A 17213-nucleotide genomic window follows, 5' to 3' on the forward strand; every position below is an offset into this window, starting at 1 on the left:
TGTTTGATTACCAATCTATCGAATAGGTCATGCTCAAGGTACGCCCTTCGGCGTTGGGGTAGGGCGCTCTGGCGTTGGCCTGGGCGAACAGGTTGACGTATGTGCGGTCGGTCAGGTTGTACACCCCGCCTTCCAGGCGACCGACCGGTAAGTCCACGGAGCCGAGCAGGTCCACCAGCGTATAGCCTTCGATGTCGCGCCCGTTGTTGTCCTTGGCGGCGGCGTCGTAACTGGCCAGGTGCATGCCTTGCAGACGCAGGGAGTAGTCGTCTTCGGTGTAGCCGACGAACAGCGTAGTCTTGGCCGGAGAAATGCGTGTCGCCGGCAGATCGATCCATTTGCCGTTCTGCTGGGTTTCGCCTTTGGCCCAGGCATAGGTGCCACCCACCGACCAGTGATCGGTAGCGCGGTAGGTCAGGCTGTTTTCAATGCCGCGAACCCGCTCCTTCTGGTTGATCAGACGCAAGACACGTTCATTGGCATCGTAGAACTGAGTCACGTCCGAGGTGTTTTCATAGACGGTGACGTCGGCCTGCCACTGGTCCCAGTCACCGCGCCAGCCCAGCTCGTAGCTATCGACCTTGATGGCCTGGGCGTTGAGGCTCTGGATGTCGAAGGTGCTGCTCACGTCACGCAAGAAGCGCTGGATGTCCGGCAGCGAAAACCCCTGGCTGTAATTGGCGAAGACGTCCTGATGTTCACTCAGGTGATAGACCGCGCCCAGGTTATAGAGCGTGGCATCGTATTTGAGGGTGTCACCGGGCAGTATGGCGCGTACGCCGGTCTGGACGATCTGACCGTAGGCGATGCTGTCGGAGACCTCGCTTTCGATCCATTCGCGGCGCACGCCGCCACGCAAGGTCCAGTCTCCGATGTCCCAGGACATCTGCCCGAACAGCGCCTTGGTGGTGGTTTCGATATCCGGGCCCAACTCGTAAGTGGTGCCGGTCTTGGTGTAGGTCAGCCCATTGAGGGTGTATTGGTCACCGCGCTGGCGGGAGCGTTCGTGATCATAGTCAGCGCCCCAGACCAGGTTGCCCGTGGCGCTGCCGATAGCCGGCAACGGCGTGTCGATGGCTGCACGCAGGCCGTAGACATCCTGCACGCTGTTGTTGTCGGAGATCCCGGCCTTGCCCCGCGATAGGTCGGGGAAGAACAGCGCATCGGCCCGGCGCCAGTAGCTTTCCACTTGCAGGCCCTGGCCGTAGAAGTCGTTGTCGGTGTAGTTGAGGTTGGCCGACTGGTTATGGGTGTAGGGCTGGTCGTCGAGTTTCAGTCCTTTGACCGCCACGGCCTCTTGCCGGTTGTTCGGGTCTTTTGTGTAGCCGGTGTCCTGCTGGTCCTTGTAGTCCTGCAGCGACAGGCTGAGTTTTTTGTCGGCATCCAGTTCGTAACCGAAACGACCTTGCAGGTCATAGGTGTCGGTGTCCATGTTGCTGCCCTGGGATGTGTCCTGAGGGATGCGATTGCCGTTGCCGTCGTACTGATCGTTGCGCTGGGTCAGGTCGGCGGACACATACCAGTCCAGGGCATCCTTGCGCCCGGTCGCACTCTGAAAGGCCTCGTAGGCGAAACCCTTGCTGTTGAGGTTGTTGCCGGTGGTCAGGCCCAGTTTACTGCTGTAGGCGAGGTCCTGACCCTGATTGCGCTTGGTAATGATGTTGATGATGCCGCCGGAAGCACCGGCGCCATAAATGCTGCTGGCGCCGGAAACTACCTCGATACGTTCGATACTGGCCGGTGCGATGCTGTTGAGCTGGCGGAAGTTGTCACGCGTGGCGTTCTGCGACACGCCGTCGATCAACACCAGCATGTTGCGCCCGCGCAGGGTCTGGCCGAAGTTGCTCATCCCGCCGCTGGACGGCGCCAGGCCGGGAACCAGTTGCCCCAGGATGTCGGAGACCCGACGCCCGGCGCCACTCTGTTGGCGGATCTGTTGTTCGTCGATCACCTGGACCGAGCCTGGAATCGAGGCAATGGTCGCTTCACTGCGCGTCGCGGAAACGACGGTGGCCTGCATGTTTAAGGTGCCGGGTTGCTGGTCGGTGTCTTCGGCCCAGGCCTGGGCGCCGACGGAGCCGAGCAACGGAATCAACAGGGAAAGTTTGGTTCGGGTCATGAGGTGGTCTTTTTTAGTCGTGATAAGTGTGGGCAGATACGATTGCGGGGGCAGGTGTGGAGCTGAAAGAGCGCACCCAGCGGATCCCGATGGCGGCCAGTGCGTAGGTCAACGCTACCAACCAGAAACTGTGGGCCAGCCCGACCAGCCCCATGCCGATCCCGCCGAGGACGGCACCGAGCAGAGCGCCAGCCTTGGCTGCGCTGTTGCCCAGGCCGAGGGCAAAACCCTGCTGGCTTGAAGACACGGTGTTGGCGATCAGCGCATAGGCGACGGGGAGCAGTGCGCCTTGCCAGATGCCCCAGACCAACCGGCTGACGAGAAAACCCAGCCATTCGCTGGCCAGTGCCGTGGCCGCGAGCGTCAGGGCGCAGAGCCAGGCAACGCCTTCGATGACGCGCAAGGTGTAAGCCGGCTGCCAGCGGTCGAACAGACGCCCCCACAGCGGTGCGGAGATGGCCAGGGTCGCGGCGCTCGCCGCGTAAGTAGCGCCAATCAGCCAGCCCGGCGCGCGCAGAATGTCGGCGACGTACAGCGCGTAGAAGGGTTGCGGCATCATCTTCGCGGCTTGAATCAACACGATCACCAACAGGATTCCACTGAGCCAGCCTTTAGGCAGGGCCACAGGCGCAACCGGTTTCTTCGTCGAGGCACGCGCCTTGTCGGCCGGCAGGAAAAAGCTCCCCAGTGCACACACCAGGCAAATCGCCGACGCGCCATAACAGAGCAGGGCAAACCCCGAGATGTCCATCAGCCAGCCACCCAGTACCGGGCCGATCAGCGAGCCGACGGCGGTTGCCGACTGCAGGCGGGCCAGGGTGTGACCGCGCCGGGAGCTGTCGCAACAGGTCAGGGCATAGGCTTGCGCGGCGGCGAGAAAACCGGCCAATGCACCTTGCATCACGCGAATGCCCACCAGCAGCCACGGGTCGAGGGTAAGCGCCGCCAGCCCCTGGCACAGCGCAAGTGCCAGCAACGCCCGAACGATCATCGGCTTGTGCCCGGTGCGATCACCCAACCGTCCCCACGCTGGCGTCAGCAGCATGGCCGCCAGCATCGGGCCGGCATACACCAGCGCCGATAGCAGTGCGGTGTAGCCGGCGCCCTCTGGTCCAAGCAGATGCTGGATCTGCAAGGGCCAGAACGGGCCGCTCATTTCCATGGCGCCCATGGAGACAAACTGGATGACGATCAGCAGTCGTAATGCACGACCATCAGCGAGCATTGGCGTTGGTTCGCAGCGGATTACTCAGGCGTCCGACGATGTCGGCGTGGCTGTCGTGCAAGCGCATGCGCATGAACGATTTGGCTGGCCAGTCCTGTTCCAGCAGGGCGTGACGCTCGCTTTCCCAGCGCGCCGGTTCGACGTGCTCGCGCACGTTCTCGAAGCACTGTTCAACGTGCATGGCCAAGCGATCCCAAAGGCTGTTTTCCGGCACATTCCAGTGGCGGGCGCAGAGCAACGTCAACTCACCGAGGTGGCACATGAACGTGGTGTGCAGGAGCTTGTCGCGGACAAAACCGGCGTCGTCGAACAGGGTCATTTTCGGATCGTGCAGCTGGATATCCAGACCCTTGGCGTGCAGGGTTTTGCGATCAATGCGAATGTCGCCGAAGTCTCGCAGCAGCAGCCGATTCAACTGCCCGTCAGCACCCATCACCATGAAGCTGTTTTGCTGGTGCGCTTCGAACGCCACGCCATACATCAGGTAGATGCCCAGCAGGCTCGGGACGGCAATCGACAGGTAATCATCGAAGAACGCCAGCATGGCCTCGCTGTCGTCACGGCCCTGAGCCAGTTGCACCCAGTCACGCAGCAACGGTTGTTCGAATTCGTTGACGGCGAACAGGCTGCCGACCGGCACGGCCAGTTCGCCTTCTTGCAGCAGGGTCAGCGGGTTGTCGCGGTACAACACGGCGGCATGCCGGGACCGTTCGTCATTGGCCGGTTGTGGCGCGTAATGAACGCCGATGCGCTCCGGCACGATGTTCAGCAGGCGTTGAATCTGCGGTTCATGATCGAGAATCTGCAATATCAGTTGGCTGATGCGCGGTCCCATCCGGGCCGAGCGCGGCGACACGGTGCGCTGTACGCTGGTCAGTCGCAAGGCCACCGGCAGTTTGACCATCGGCGCAACGCGGCTGGCCTCAGGTACGACCGTGCGGAAGGACATGGTCGGGTGGCCGGTGAAGGCAACGATGTCGGTGACGATCAGCAGGTTGTCGGCGATCTCGCCGGCAAACGAACTGGACAGTTCTTGATTGACTTGCCATGGGTGCGACGGCAGCGGGAGATAGTCCGCTGCCTCCAGGCCCCGTTGCTGCAAATGGTGCTGCAATTGTTCAGCGGCCTGCGGGAAGTGGCCCTGCCACCAGTCCCAGTAATCGGCGGTGCCGGCCAGTGACTCGACGTGTGCGTACTGACGGTGCAGGGCGCACAGCAGAATCGGAAAACTCGCTTCGAATTCCGGCGAGAACGCGATGACCTGTGCAGCGCTCAAGCCCAGTTTGGTCTTGTAGTTCGGATGCCAGGGGTGGCCGAGCGTGCCCCACTGTTCGAGCAATGACGTCGGGTTCTGATGGTCGGGGCTGGCTTTGAGCCAAGCGAGTAAGTTGTCGTCGTGCTCGGTGTCGATCTGCTCTCTGAGGCGCTCGGTCCATCCATGGTGGAACGCCAGGCACAGGGTGTCGTTGCTGTAGCTATCGTCCAGTTCGCGGGCCAGACGTTCCAGTACCTGCGGGGAGGCGGGCGGGTTGAGCTGAGTGCCGAGGTGAGCGAGCAGTTCGCTGGGCAACTGGATTTTGTGGGGCAGGCTGTCGGGGGTGTGCAGGACGATGCTGCCGCGAACGTCCCAACTGTTCATTCTTCCGCTCGACAGGTGATCGAAGCAAAGCCGCGCACCGTCGCCAAGCGGCAACCAGCAACGGCTGTTGTCGTCGTATTCGCAGGCGTCAGGGTTGATCAGGCCTTCGCGAAACAGCGCCTGGATCAGGCGTTGGAAGCTGCGCTGCGCGGCGGGCTCCAGGGCATTGCTCAAATGGTCGAGGGTGATGCGTTGGGACTGGAAGGCCGGAGTGCCAAGAGCTTCGCTCCAGTTTGAGAGCAATTGCTGCTGTTTTTGCGTGTAAGCGCGCATCGAGTCCGACTCCTTCTGGACAGTGATTTAGCTAAGTGCGCGCAGAGAATACATTTTCAAAATATTAATGCAAATGATAGCAATTACTACTTATGACATTAGGGGTCGCCTTTTCAGGGGCTGGCCAGGGGTTTGCTCAAGACCATGTAGCGCTCTCCCACCTTTCGCGCATATTCCTCCAGCACTTGCTGACACAACGTCACAATCTCCTCGACCCATTCCACGCCCACTCGCCACGACACCACCACCTGCAGGTCGGGTGGTCGCTGATCGATGTCCAGCAGGGTCAGTTCACCCCGTGCCAGCTCTTCGGCCACCAGCACCGGAGGCAACGCGCCGATGCCAAAGCCGTCGCGCAGCAGCCGGGTAATCGCCGACACCGAGTTCACACAATTCAGCCGTGGCGCCGTCACGCCATTGGCCTGCATCAGGGCGAGCACTTGCTGATGCGGGTGAGAGTTTTTCGAGTAGGTAATGATCCGCTCTTTCGCCAGATCGGCGACGCCTGAATACTCACGGTTGTACAGGGAGTTGCTGGCGGCAATCCAGCCCATCGGGTGGCTCGCCAGTTCCAGGCTGCGCACGCTTTCCTGGCGCAGCAGGTCGGTTTGCAGGATCACATCGAGGAAGCCTTTTTGCAGCTGATCGCAGAGGTTGAGCGAGGTATCGGCCACCAGCTCGATTTCCACCAGTGGGTAGTGATCGGTCATCTGCGCCACCAGCGGGCTGAGCCAGGTGTGGATCACTGTGTCCATCACGCCGATGCGCACCCGTCCGGCCTTGCTCGAGCGGGTCTCGATCGACTGCTTGAGTGCCTGCATGGTGTCCATCATCTGCTCGGCGTAATCGAGCACCTTGAGGCCTTCGGGCGTCAGGCTTACGCCGCGTGAATCCCGCAGAAACAGCTTTACCCCGAGCTCGCCTTCAAGCACTGCGATGCGGCTGGAAATCGAGGCCTGGGTGGTGAAGAGCTTGTCGGCGGTCAGGCGAAAACTCTTGAGTCGGGCGACCCAGACGAAGGTCTCGAGAAACTTCAGGTTCATGGGATAAAGATTTCTTATGTCTAAGGCGGGTTTTTATTAGTTGGACGCAGCAGGGGCGCGCGTCCAAAAATCGGCGCATCCGGTTCCCACGATAGGCGTCGTCGGGGCTCAGAACAATACCAATAAAATCAGCGCGGAGATTTGCCATGAGTGCGCCCGACACCCCCTTCATTCCGAAAGCCTCGGCCCGCCCGGGACCTTTCGACTGGTATCGCAACATCAATCAGCAGGAACGCCGCACCTTCTGGAGCTGCAAGATCGGCTATGGCCTGGACGGCATGGACACCCAGATGCTCAGCTTCGTGGTGCCGACCCTGATTGCCATGTGGGGCATCACCACCGGCCAGGCCGGGCTGATTCACACCAGCACGCTGATCGCTTCGGCCATCGGTGGCTGGGTGGCGGGGATTCTGTCCGACCGCATCGGTCGTGTGCGCACCTTGCAACTGACCGTGCTGTGGTTTGCCTTCTTCACCTTCCTCTGCGGCTTTGCCCAGAGCTACGAGCAACTGCTGATTGCCCGCACGTTGATGGGCTTCGGTTTCGGCGGCGAGTGGACGGCCGGAGCGGTGCTGATCGGCGAAGTGATTCGTGCCCAGGACCGTGGCAAGGCGGTGGGCATGGTGCAGTCCGGCTGGGCGCTGGGTTGGGGGCTGACCGCGATTCTATATGCGCTACTGTTCTCGGTATTGCCACCGGAAGACGCCTGGCGCGCGCTGTTCATCCTTGGCATCGTGCCGGCGATTTTCGTGATCTTCGTTCGCCGACTGGTGAAAGACCCGGAAATCTACCGTGAGGCCAAGGCTAAACAGGAGCCGAGCAATCCGTCGAAGTTCTACGAGATCTTCGCCCCCGGCATGCTGTTCACCACGATTCGCGCTTCGTTGCTGACCACCGGCGCGCTGGGTGGCTACTACGCGATCACGTCCTGGTTGCCGACTTTCCTGAAAAACGAGCGCGGTTTGAGCGTACTCGGCACAGGCGGTTATCTGGCAATGGTGATCGTCGGGTCCTACGTCGGTTATGTCATCAGCGCCTATTTGACCGACATCCTCGGACGCAAAAAGAACTTCATCCTGTTCGCCGTGGGCTCGTTCACCATTGTCTTGCTGTACACCCAACTGCCGGTCAGCAATGGCGTGATGCTGTGGCTGGGCTTTCCGCTGGGCTTCTTCGCCTCGGGGATTTTCAGCGGCATGGGCGCATTCCTGACCGAGTTGTTCCCTACACGCATTCGCGGTTCGGGCCAGGGTTTCTGCTACAACATCGGCCGGGCGCTGGCGGCGTTGTTTCCGCTGCTGATCGGCCTGCTCAGCCAGACCGTGCCACTGAGTGTAGGCATCGGTGCCTTTGCGGCGGTTTCCTACGGGGTGGTGATCCTCGCGGCCCTGAGCCTGCCGGAAACCCGTGGCAAGCAACTCGACGCCCAGTAACTGATAACCTGCGGGGCTGTCTTATAGATATGTCCCACAGCTGAAAAGAATAAAGCCTACAGGAGTGTTCAGTGTGAGCCGCCTGCTATTGAACTGCGACATCGGCGAGAGTTTCGGCAGCTGGACCATGGGTCTGGACGCGGAAATCATGCCCTTCATCGATTGCGCCAACATCGCCTGCGGTTTTCACGCCGGCGACCCGAGCATCATGCGCAAGACTGTCAGCCTGGCCCTCGGCCACGGTGTGCAAGTTGGTGCGCATCCGGCCTATCAGGACCTGGTGGGGTTCGGCCGTCGCTCCATGGCCTATGCCACCCAGGAACTTCAAGACATCCTGCATTACCAGATCGGCGCCCTCGACGGTATCTGCCGGGCCCAGGGCGGGCGGGTCAGCTACGTCAAACCCCATGGCGCGATGTACAACGACATGATGGCCAACCCGATACTGCTGCGCGCTGTGCTGCAAGCGGTAGCGTCCTATGACCGCAACCTGCCGTTGATGTTGATGGCCACCCGCGACAACAGCGCCGCCCAACAACTGGGCGATGAATACGGCGTGACCCTGTGGTTCGAGGCCTTTGCCGACCGTGCTTATGACAGCGCCGGCAGGCTGGTGTCACGACAACTGCCGGGAGCGGTGCATCACGACCCGGAAACAATCATCGGGCAGGCACTGACCATCGCCCGTGGCGATCCGCTCACCGCCAGTGACGGCAGTGCCCTGCATTTGCAGGCCAATACCCTGTGCGTGCACGGCGACAACGCCAGTTCGGTCGCTGCCGTGCAACGTATCCGTGAAGCCTTGAACCGGCAGAGCGCGTCATGAAGCTGCGGGTAGAGGTTGTGGCGCTGGATTGCCTGATGGTGCGCCTGTTCGATGAAATTGCCGAAACCAACATGCCGTGGATGCTGGCGGCCAGTGAAAGTCTGCGCGCGGCATTCGCCGGGCATCTGATCGATCTGGTGCCGTCCTACACCACCTTGATGGTGCATTACGACTTGAACGCACTGAGTCCCGCCCAGGCCCGCGAGTTGATTGCCCTGGCACTGATCGATCTGTCGCCCAATGCGCGTACGCGCGGTACCTGCCATGTGTTGCCAGTGTGGTACGACTTGAGTGTCGGGCCGGAGCTGAGCCTGTTGTCGCAACGCAGCGGATTGGCGGTGGAGGAGGTGATCCGTCGTCACTGCGAGCGTGAGTACCAGGTGTTTGCCCTGGGCTTTGCGCCGGGCTTCGCCTTCATGGGGTTGGTGGAGGAGGTGCTCGCCGCGCCGCGTCTGAACACGCCACGCAAGAAAGTCGCCGCCGGCAGTGTCGGCATCGCCGAACGACAAACGGCGGCTTACCCGGTGGTGTCGCCGGGGGGCTGGAATTTGATCGGCCGCACGCCGACCAAACTGTTCGATCGCAACCGTGACGGCTACAGCTTGATGCAACCCGGTGACACCGTAAGGTTCGAAGCGGTCGGCCATGCCGAATTCATTAACCTGGGCGGTGACGATACGCCACTGGAGGCCCAGGCATGAGCCGTCTGATGATTGAAGCGAGTACGGCGCTGTGCCTGTTGCAGGATGCCGGCCGATTCGGCGTGCGGCATCTGGGCGTGACCCAGGGCGGAGCGGCCGATTGGCGTTCGATGTCTTGGGCCAACTGGCTGTTGGGCAACGGACTGGATGCGTCGGTGATCGAAATCACCCTCGGCGGGTTCACCGTCGTTGCCGAGGAAGATTGCGTACTGGCGCTGGCCGGAGCGGATTTGGGTGCGCAGGTGGATGGCGAGGCGCTGGCGCCTTGGCGCAGTTTCAGGTTGCACAAAGGTCAGCGTTTGCAATTCACCCGGCCGCTACTCGGTGCCCGGGCCTATCTGGCGGCGCCGGGTGGGTTTGATGCACCGAAAGTGCTGGGCAGCAGCGCGACGGTGGTGCGTGAGGAACTCGGCGGCCTGGACGGAATGGGCCATGCGCTGGGTAAAGGCGCGTCCTTGAGCTACTCGGGGAACTCGCTGGTATTGCTCCGGGAGTTGCCGGGCCAATGGGTGCCGGATTTCACCGGTGAGCCATTGCTGGATCTGGTGCTCGGTGCGCAGATTGGCGAGTTTGGCGGGCAGAGCCTGTTCGATGCGTTCAACAGCGTGTGGAGCATCGACAGCCGAGCCGACCGGATGGGCATTCGCCTGTTGGGCGCGGCGCTGCAGTACCAGGGCCAACCGATGATTTCCGAAGGTATTCCGTTGGGGGCAGTCCAGGTGCCGCCCGACGGGCAGCCGATTGTGTTGCTCAACGATCGGCAGACCATTGGCGGTTATCCGCGTCTGGGAGCGTTGACGCCGTTGGCGCTGGCGCGATTGGCGCAGTGTTTGCCGGGGATGCAGGTGCGGTTGCGGCCGGTGGTGCAGGAAATGGCGCATCGCGAACAGGTCGAGTACTTGCAGCGTTTCACTCACCGCTAAAAGCTTCGTCGGATCGCCGCCCGGAGCAAGCCCGCTCCCACATTTGATCTGTGTCGTGCACAAAACCAATGTGGGAGCGGGCTTGCTCGCGAAGAGGCCTTCACAGGCGACGAATTTCTACTTGGACAAAAACCGCATCCCTTCCTCCAACCCCCGAAGGGTCAGCGGATACATCTGGTCCTCGATCAAATCCCGCACGATATTGGTCGACGAGGTATAGCCCCAGGTGTCCTTCGGATACGGGTTGATCCAGATGAGCTTCTTGTACTTCTCCTTGAACCGCTGCATCCACACGTAACCGGCTTCTTCGTTCCAGTGCTCGACGCTACCGCCCGCCTGGGTGATTTCATACGGCGCCATGGCCGCGTCACCGATGAAGATCACTTTATAGTCGGCACCGTACTTGTGCAGCAGGTCCATGGTCGACGTGCGCTCGGAGGTGCGGCGCATGTTGTTCTTCCACACCGATTCATAAATGAAGTTGTGGAAGTAGAAGTACTCCAGATGCTTGAACTCGGTCTTGCAGGCCGAGAACAGCTCCTCGCAAATCTTCACATGGGCGTCCATCGAGCCGCCGATGTCGAACAGCAACAATAGCTTGACGGTATTGCGCCGCTCCGGTCGCATCTGGATGTTCAGCAGGCCGGCATCCTTGGCGGTGTGGTCGATGGTGCCATCGATATCGAGTTCTTCCGCCGCGCCCTGACGGGCGAATTTGCGCAAGCGACGCAGCGCGACCTTGATGTTGCGCGTACCCAGCTCAACCGAGTCGTCGAGGTTCTTGTATTCGCGCTGGTCCCAGACCTTGGCCGCCTTGCCCTGGCGTTTGCCGGCATCACCGACCCGAATGCCTTCCGGGTTGAAACCGCCGGAGCCGAACGGGCTGGTGCCACCGGTGCCAATCCATTTGTTGCCACCGGCGTGGCGTTCCTTCTGTTCTTCGAGGCGTTTCTTGAACTCTTCGATCAGCTTGTCCAGGCCACCGAGGGACTGGATTGCCGCCCGCTCTTCGTCGGTCAGCGAACGCTCGAACTCCTTGCGCAGCCAGTCTTCCGGGATCAGTGCCTGCAGGTGGTCGTCGAGCTTTTCCAGGCCATTGAAGTAGGCGCCGAAGGCCCGGTCGAACTTGTCGAAATGCCGTTCGTCCTTCACCAGGATCGCCCGGGACAGGTAATAGAACTCGTCCATGTCGGCGAAGGTCACGCGCTGTTTCAGCGCGTTGATCAGGTCCAGCAGCTCGCGCACCGAGACCGGCACCTTGGCTGCGCGCATTTCATTGAACAGGTTGAGCAGCATGGCATCAGCCTCTTAGCGGGTGCCGCGACGGCTCATGAACGCCAGACGCTCCAGCAGTTGCACGTCCTGTTCGTTCTTGACCAGCGCACCGGCCAGCGGCGGGATAGCCTTGGTCGGATCGCGCTCGCGCAGCACCGCTTCGCCGATGTTGTCGGCCATCAGCAGCTTGAGCCAGTCCACCAGCTCGGAGGTCGAAGGTTTCTTCTTCAGGCCCGGCACCTTGCGCACGTCGAAGAACACGTCCAGCGCTTCGCTGACCAGGTCTTTCTTGATGTCCGGGTAGTGCACATCGACGATCTTTTGCAGGGTGGTGCGGTCGGGGAAAGCGATGTAGTGGAAGAAGCAGCGGCGCAGGAAGGCGTCGGGCAGCTCTTTTTCGTTGTTGGAGGTAATGATGATGATCGGACGTTTCTTGGCCTTGATGGTTTCGTCGATCTCGTAAACGTAGAACTCCATCTTGTCGAGTTCTTGCAGCAAGTCGTTGGGGAACTCGATGTCGGCCTTGTCGATTTCGTCGATCAGCAGGATCACCCGCTCTTCGGATTCGAAGGCTTCCCAGAGCTTGCCCTTTTTCAGGTAGTTGCGTACGTCGTGGACTTTTTCGTTGCCCAGTTGCGAGTCGCGCAGGCGGCTGACCGCGTCGTACTCGTACAGGCCCTGGTGGGCCTTGGTGGTGGACTTGATATGCCAGGTGATCAGCTTGGCGCCAAAGGATTCGGCCAGTTGCTCGGCGAGCATGGTCTTGCCGGTGCCCGGTTCGCCCTTGACCAGCAATGGCCGCTCCAGGGTGATGGCGGCGTTGACCGCCAGCTTCAGGTCATCGGTGGCGACGTAGGCCTGGGTGCCTTCGAACTTCATCTGCTAATCCTCGAACGGTAACGCCGACCTGAACGAGGCAGGGCGGGGGCGCAATAAAATGGTCAGCCCCGACTATAACGCGCTGCCCGGTCGACTGTGAACGCAGACGGCTTATTCAGTCTCTGAATGGGGCGTCACTTGGTGACTCAGCCTGAATCCGGCTGGGGTCGCTCATACCGCGCATTGAATGCCTGGATGAAACCATTGCGTAAAATCTGTAAAAAAGCCTGGAATGCGCTGACATCTTTCTGATGCACGTTGCCCTTGAGTTCAACCCGTGTCGCAAACTGGTTTTTGCCCTGGTTTTTCAGGACGGTCTCGGTACCGCCGACGAGGGCCTCCCAAATCGAGCGGAACAGTCCTTTGTCCTTGTTTTGTACATCCTGCTGCCAGTTGAACACATCAACATCGCGCAGCAGTGGCTTTATATAGCCGGTCAGTCGCCCCTTGCTGGCCGAGGCTTCGATCACCACGTCGCCATGGCCGGCATTGAAGTCGAACTTGCCGTAGGCCGCGGCGAAGTCGTTCAAACGCTTGAGTTCGATATCCGTGGTGCGCAAGCGAAACTCGAAGTCTTCGAAGTCGCTCAAGGGATCGAAAGTGGCCGTGGTTTCCAGTGGCGCGTGCCCCAGCAGCAGGGCTTTACCTTTGAAGCGCGCATCACGCTTGCCTTTGGTGTCGACCACGTTGGTCAGGTTGTAGATGTTGGCATCCACTTTTGTGGCATTCATGTTTACGGGTGGTTTGGAGTTGAAGTTGCGAAAGCTGATCTTGCCATCGTTGATCTGCACTTCGTTCAGGGTAATGGGCAGCAGCTTGCCTAGTTGCGCGCGCCAGTCGGTACCCTCGCCGGTCTGGGAGTTTTTCTTGTTGGCCCCGCCGTCGACGAAGTTGATCTCGGGATTGATGAACTGCACTTCGGCCACTACCGCCCGGTCGTACCACAGCGAATGCCAACTGACCGAGAGGTCGATCAACGGCGCGTTGACGAAAGGCACCGGAACCTTGCCATCGATCTTGACGATTTTCAGTCCGTTGATTTTGTAGGCCCCGCGCCACAGGGCCAGGTCCACGTCGGTGATCTGGCCACGGTAGTCGCCCATGTTCGCCAGCCGCTCATTGAGGTAGTCGCGCACCAGATAGGGCAAGGCGATGTGGAGCGTTATCAGCAACACAACGAGGCCGATGAGGGTTAGCAGGGGCCAACTGTATCGACGTTTCATGGCGGCAAATCTCTGGCGATCTAAAGCCATTGACTGCACTGATAAGCGGACGTTCGACCTGACTGGACGCCTGCGGGCAAGAGGGCTTACCTTGATGCCCTATTTCAATGCTGTCGTTAAGGACCCAGCCATGAGCCGCATTTTCGCTGACAACGCCCACTCCATCGGCAACACGCCTCTGGTGCAGATCAATCGCATTGCGCCGCGTGGTGTGACCATCCTGGCCAAGATCGAAGGGCGCAACCCCGGTTACTCGGTAAAGTGCCGGATCGGCGCGAACATGATCTGGGATGCCGAGGGTAGCGGCAAACTCAAACCGGGAATGACCATCGTCGAACCCACCTCCGGCAATACTGGCATAGGCCTTGCCTTCGTGGCCGCCGCCCGGGGCTACAAGCTGATGCTGACCATGCCGGCATCCATGAGTATCGAACGCCGCAAGGTGCTCAAGGCACTGGGCGCCGAACTGGTGTTGACCGAGCCGGCCAAGGGTATGAAGGGGGCGATCGAGAAAGCCGGTGAAATCGTTGCCGGCGACCCGTCGAAGTACTTCATGCCGGGGCAATTCGACAACCCGGCCAACCCGGCCATCCACGAAAAAACCACCGGCCCGGAAATCTGGAACGATACCGACGGCGCGGTCGACGTGCTGGTGGCAGGCGTCGGAACCGGTGGAACCATCACCGGGGTTTCACGGTATATCAAGAATACCCAGGGCAAACCGATACTCTCGGTGGCGGTGGAACCCGTGGTGTCTCCGGTGATCACCCAAGCCCTGGCCGGAGACGAAATCAAGCCGAGCCCGCACAAGATCCAGGGCATCGGTGCCGGTTTTGTGCCGAAGAACCTCGATTTGTCGATTGTCGATCGGGTGGAGCTGGTCAGTGACGAAGAGTCCAAGGCCATGGCCTTGCGCTTGATGCAGGAAGAAGGAATCTTGTGCGGGATTTCCTGCGGTGCCGCCATGGCAGTGGCCGTTCGGCTGGCCGAGACCCCGGAAATGCAGGGCAAGACCATCGTGGTGATTCTTCCGGATTCCGGTGAACGTTACCTGTCGAGCATGCTGTTCAGTGATCTGTTTACCGAGCAGGAGAATCAGCAGTAAGCACTAAACATTGGCCGATTGTGGCTGGCGGTGATGGCTGAGGCGTTATCGCTGGTTGCGATCCATTGAACTGGTCCGGTTGATGATGGATTACATCAGCCAGCGTTCAGGCACCTTATGTTAATAAATGCTTTGTTGCACATTCATTAACATTGAATGTTGAAAAGTGCAGGTTTTCACCGGGTCGGTAGTGTTTATCATACTGGCAGCCATGTCGGGCAATAGACGTGGTGCAGTGCAGTCTATCTTCAAAGGAGTTGTTGATGACCTTATCGGTTGCCGCGAAGGCATCGTTGTTGTTGCTGTTTCTCGGCAGCACCCTCTATGTGCATTTGCGTGGTAAGGCGCGCCTGCCGGTTCTGCGCCAGTTCGTTAACCATTCGGCACTGTTCGCCCCCTATAACGCCTTGATGTACCTGTTTTCCGGTGTGCCTTCGAAACCGTATCTGGATCGCAGCAAGTTCCCGGAACTGGATGTGCTCAAGGACAACTGGGAGGTGATTCGCGATGAAGCGATGCACTTGTTCGACGAGGGGTATATCCGCGCGGCGGCAAAGAACAACGACGCCGGTTTCGGATCGTTCTTCAAGAAGGGCTGGAAACGTTTCTATCTCAAGTGGTATGACAAACCGCTGCCTTCCGCCGAGGTCTTGTGTCCGAAAACCGTGGAACTGGTCAACAGCATTCCCAGCGTCAAAGGTGCAATGTTCGCGCTGCTGCCGGGCGGCAGCCACCTCAACCCGCATCGTGATCCGTTTGGCGGCTCCCTGCGTTATCACCTGGGCCTGTCCACCCCCAACTCCGATGCTTGCCGCATCTTTGTCGATGGGCAGGTTTACGCCTGGCGCGACGGTGAAGACGTGATGTTCGACGAGACCTACGTGCACTGGGTCAAGAATGAAACGGAAAAGACCCGTGTCATCCTGTTCTGCGATATCGAGCGTCCACTGAGCAATCGCTTCATGACCCGAGTCAATCGCGGTGTCAGCACCTGGTTGGGTCGCGCCACAGCCCCTCAGAACCTGGACGACGAGCGTGTGGGGGGGATTAACCGGGTCTATGCCTGGAGCAAGAGCTCCAGTGATAAATTCAGTGGCGTGGTCAAGCAATTGAAGCGGCGCAACCCCAAGGCCTACCGCGTACTACGTCCGGTGCTGGCGGTGGCGGTGGCGACGTTGTTGGGGTATTGGTTGTTCGGCTGAAGCCGTAGACAGAATAAAAAACCGCTCGTTGTGAGCGGTTTTTTATGGATCTTCACGTAATCCCTGAGTGCTCCTCCACCGCACAATGCGGACTCTGTGCCGACTGTCGTTGCCGAGTCGTTGCAATCCATGTCGTACGCTGGTTATAGTCGGCGCACGGTGAGTTTCGGACTCACTTTTTATCCTTCGAGAAAAGATCAGCCCAATGCCTGCATCCCTCATCAACGCGGTAGTCGATTCAGCGGTCAACGCTGGCGTCGTGCCGTGCGGGAATCAGCAGCCCGGGCAGATCAGTCATTACCCCCCACCTGTCAGTAGCACGCCGGTGTGCGCAGTCGTATCACCGCCAGGCGTTGGCATTTCGGGCTGATCAGCTGCTTTGTGCTGTTCCCCTGCCTGCCTGGAAAAACTACTGAATTTCAGCTTCGGCTGAGTTGGCTTTTTGCCTGACTACAGGTGGTCTTCATGTTTGTCCTTTCGAAAAAGTCCGCGCTCGCGGCGGCGTCCACGAGCCTGTTCGTTCTGCTGTGGAGCAGCGGGGCGATTTTCTCCAAATGGGGGCTTGCCCACGCGTCGCCCTTCGCCTTCCTGATGTTTCGTTTCGTCATCGCCCTGGGCGGCCTGGCGTTGCTGGTGCCGTTGCTCAAGCTGAAGTTGCCCGCGGGTGGCAAGCCGATGCTGTATGCGATGGCCACCGGCGTGGTGTTGTTGGGGGCGTATCAGATTTTCTATCTGCTGGCCCTGGACCTTAAAGTCACGCCTGGGGTGATGGCGACCATCATGGGCGTGCAGCCGATCCTCACCGTGGTGCTGATGGAGCGCCAGCGTTCCTGGAGCAGGATGTTCGGCCTGGCCCTGGGGCTGACCGGGTTGGTCATGGTGGTCTATCAGGGCATCGGGCTGGCCGGGATGTCGCTGGTCGGGATGCTTTTCGGTCTGCTGGCGCTGGCGAGCATGACCTTCGGTTCGATCATGCAGAAACGCATCACCGACAATCCCCTCGGCACACTGCCGGTGCAGTATCTGGCCGGACTGCTGTTGTGCGGGATTTTCGTACCCTTCCAGCCGTTTCACTTCGAGCACGGCAGCGGTTTCATCCTGCCGGTGCTATGGATGGGGCTGGTGGTGTCGGTGCTGGCGACACTGTTGCTCTACCGCTTGATCGCCCGGGGCAATCTGGTGAATGTCACCAGCCTGTTTTACCTGGTGCCGGCGGTCACGGCGGTGATGGACTATCTGATCTTCGGCAATCGCCTGGCGCTGTTGAGCCTGTTCGGTATGCTGTTGATCATCGTCGGTCTGGTGTTTGTGTTCCGTAAAACCGTGTAGTTGCGGGTAAACCCGGGA

General features: G+C 60.1%; 14 protein-coding genes. 7 read left to right on the forward strand and 7 right to left on the reverse strand.

Annotation, left to right across the window (positions count from 1 at the left end; genetic code table 11):
• Positions 1–7: 7 nt before the first annotated feature.
• The 4 genes from ACM6G4_RS05465 to ACM6G4_RS05480 all read right to left on the reverse strand — a co-directional run bounded on the left by ACM6G4_RS05465 (position 8) and on the right by ACM6G4_RS05480 (position 6299).
• The gene (locus tag ACM6G4_RS05465) at positions 8–2119 is read right to left on the reverse strand and encodes a TonB-dependent receptor (RefSeq protein WP_414913212.1); all 2112 of its coding nucleotides are present in this window, start codon (positions 2117–2119) and stop codon (positions 8–10) included.
• Between the two features lie 13 nt (positions 2120–2132).
• On the reverse strand, positions 2133–3344 hold the full coding sequence (locus ACM6G4_RS05470) for an MFS transporter (protein ID WP_414913213.1): 1212 nt from the start codon (positions 3342–3344) through the stop codon (positions 2133–2135).
• Complete coding sequence (locus ACM6G4_RS05475; protein WP_414913214.1) at positions 3334–5256, reverse strand: IucA/IucC family protein; 1923 nt, start codon at positions 5254–5256, stop codon at positions 3334–3336. The genes ACM6G4_RS05470 and ACM6G4_RS05475 overlap by 11 nt, the downstream gene beginning before the upstream one ends.
• A gap of 113 nt (positions 5257–5369) precedes the next feature.
• On the reverse strand, positions 5370–6299 hold the full coding sequence (locus ACM6G4_RS05480; RefSeq protein WP_056721351.1) for a LysR family transcriptional regulator: 930 nt from the start codon (positions 6297–6299) through the stop codon (positions 5370–5372).
• Between the two features lie 146 nt (positions 6300–6445).
• Between ACM6G4_RS05480 and ACM6G4_RS05485 the strand changes: the two genes are divergently transcribed.
• The 4 genes from ACM6G4_RS05485 to ACM6G4_RS05500 all read left to right on the forward strand — a co-directional run bounded on the left by ACM6G4_RS05485 (position 6446) and on the right by ACM6G4_RS05500 (position 10182).
• Complete coding sequence (locus tag ACM6G4_RS05485) at positions 6446–7732, forward strand: MFS transporter (protein WP_056721353.1); 1287 nt, start codon at positions 6446–6448, stop codon at positions 7730–7732.
• 73 nt (positions 7733–7805) lie between these two features.
• Positions 7806–8558 (forward strand): 5-oxoprolinase subunit PxpA, encoded by a 753-nt coding sequence (locus ACM6G4_RS05490; protein WP_414913215.1) that lies wholly within the window; start codon positions 7806–7808, stop codon positions 8556–8558.
• The gene (locus ACM6G4_RS05495; protein WP_056721357.1) at positions 8555–9259 is read left to right on the forward strand and encodes a 5-oxoprolinase subunit B family protein; all 705 of its coding nucleotides are present in this window, start codon (positions 8555–8557) and stop codon (positions 9257–9259) included. Before ACM6G4_RS05490 ends, ACM6G4_RS05495 begins: the two co-directional genes overlap by 4 nt.
• A complete protein-coding gene (locus ACM6G4_RS05500) occupies positions 9256–10182 on the forward strand; it encodes a biotin-dependent carboxyltransferase family protein (RefSeq protein WP_414913216.1) in 927 nt (308 codons plus the stop codon). The genes ACM6G4_RS05495 and ACM6G4_RS05500 overlap by 4 nt, the downstream gene beginning before the upstream one ends.
• A gap of 117 nt (positions 10183–10299) precedes the next feature.
• Here ACM6G4_RS05500 and ACM6G4_RS05505 read toward each other — a convergent pair whose 3' ends face one another.
• The 3 genes from ACM6G4_RS05505 to ACM6G4_RS05515 all read right to left on the reverse strand — a co-directional run bounded on the left by ACM6G4_RS05505 (position 10300) and on the right by ACM6G4_RS05515 (position 13559).
• Entirely contained in the window at positions 10300–11478 is a 1179-nt protein-coding gene (locus ACM6G4_RS05505) for a vWA domain-containing protein (protein ID WP_056721361.1), read from the reverse strand.
• Between the two features lie 12 nt (positions 11479–11490).
• Positions 11491–12336 (reverse strand): AAA family ATPase, encoded by an 846-nt coding sequence (locus ACM6G4_RS05510; protein WP_007911294.1) that lies wholly within the window; start codon positions 12334–12336, stop codon positions 11491–11493.
• 146 nt (positions 12337–12482) lie between these two features.
• On the reverse strand, positions 12483–13559 hold the full coding sequence (locus ACM6G4_RS05515) for a DUF748 domain-containing protein (protein ID WP_414913217.1): 1077 nt from the start codon (positions 13557–13559) through the stop codon (positions 12483–12485).
• 130 nt (positions 13560–13689) lie between these two features.
• Between ACM6G4_RS05515 and cysK the strand changes: the two genes are divergently transcribed.
• The 3 genes from cysK to ACM6G4_RS05530 all read left to right on the forward strand — a co-directional run bounded on the left by cysK (position 13690) and on the right by ACM6G4_RS05530 (position 17195).
• Entirely contained in the window at positions 13690–14664 is a 975-nt protein-coding gene (gene cysK / locus ACM6G4_RS05520) for a cysteine synthase A (RefSeq protein WP_056721369.1), read from the forward strand.
• 263 nt (positions 14665–14927) lie between these two features.
• A complete protein-coding gene (locus tag ACM6G4_RS05525) occupies positions 14928–15866 on the forward strand; it encodes an aspartyl/asparaginyl beta-hydroxylase domain-containing protein (RefSeq protein ID WP_056721371.1) in 939 nt (312 codons plus the stop codon).
• A 465-nt stretch (positions 15867–16331) separates the two neighbouring features.
• Entirely contained in the window at positions 16332–17195 is an 864-nt protein-coding gene (locus ACM6G4_RS05530) for a DMT family transporter (protein WP_223541612.1), read from the forward strand.
• Positions 17196–17213 lie beyond the last annotated feature (18 nt).

Origin of the sequence: Pseudomonas sp. IT-P258, from assembly GCF_949767825.1 — a bacterium.
GTDB lineage: Bacteria > Pseudomonadota > Gammaproteobacteria > Pseudomonadales > Pseudomonadaceae > Aquipseudomonas > Aquipseudomonas monachiensis.

Bases quoted from the DNA above. Each gene is read 5' to 3' on its own strand.
- ACM6G4_RS05465 (WP_414913212.1), bottom strand. From the start codon at position 2,119: ATGACCCGAACCAAACTTTCCCTGTTGATTCCGTTGCTCGGCTCCGTC.
- ACM6G4_RS05470 (WP_414913213.1), bottom strand. From the start codon at position 3,344: ATGCTCGCTGATGGTCGTGCATTACGACTGCTGATCGTCATCCAGTTT.
- ACM6G4_RS05475 (WP_414913214.1), bottom strand. From the start codon at position 5,256: ATGCGCGCTTACACGCAAAAACAGCAGCAATTGCTCTCAAACTGGAGC.
- ACM6G4_RS05480 (WP_056721351.1), bottom strand. From the start codon at position 6,299: ATGAACCTGAAGTTTCTCGAGACCTTCGTCTGGGTCGCCCGACTCAAG.
- ACM6G4_RS05485 (WP_056721353.1), top strand. From the start codon at position 6,446: ATGAGTGCGCCCGACACCCCCTTCATTCCGAAAGCCTCGGCCCGCCCG.
- ACM6G4_RS05495 (WP_056721357.1), top strand. From the start codon at position 8,555: ATGAAGCTGCGGGTAGAGGTTGTGGCGCTGGATTGCCTGATGGTGCGC.
- ACM6G4_RS05500 (WP_414913216.1), top strand. From the start codon at position 9,256: ATGAGCCGTCTGATGATTGAAGCGAGTACGGCGCTGTGCCTGTTGCAG.
- ACM6G4_RS05505 (WP_056721361.1), bottom strand. From the start codon at position 11,478: ATGCTGCTCAACCTGTTCAATGAAATGCGCGCAGCCAAGGTGCCGGTC.
- ACM6G4_RS05510 (WP_007911294.1), bottom strand. From the start codon at position 12,336: ATGAAGTTCGAAGGCACCCAGGCCTACGTCGCCACCGATGACCTGAAG.
- ACM6G4_RS05515 (WP_414913217.1), bottom strand. From the start codon at position 13,559: ATGAAACGTCGATACAGTTGGCCCCTGCTAACCCTCATCGGCCTCGTT.
- cysK (WP_056721369.1), top strand. From the start codon at position 13,690: ATGAGCCGCATTTTCGCTGACAACGCCCACTCCATCGGCAACACGCCT.
- ACM6G4_RS05525 (WP_056721371.1), top strand. From the start codon at position 14,928: ATGACCTTATCGGTTGCCGCGAAGGCATCGTTGTTGTTGCTGTTTCTC.
- ACM6G4_RS05530 (WP_223541612.1), top strand. From the start codon at position 16,332: ATGTTTGTCCTTTCGAAAAAGTCCGCGCTCGCGGCGGCGTCCACGAGC.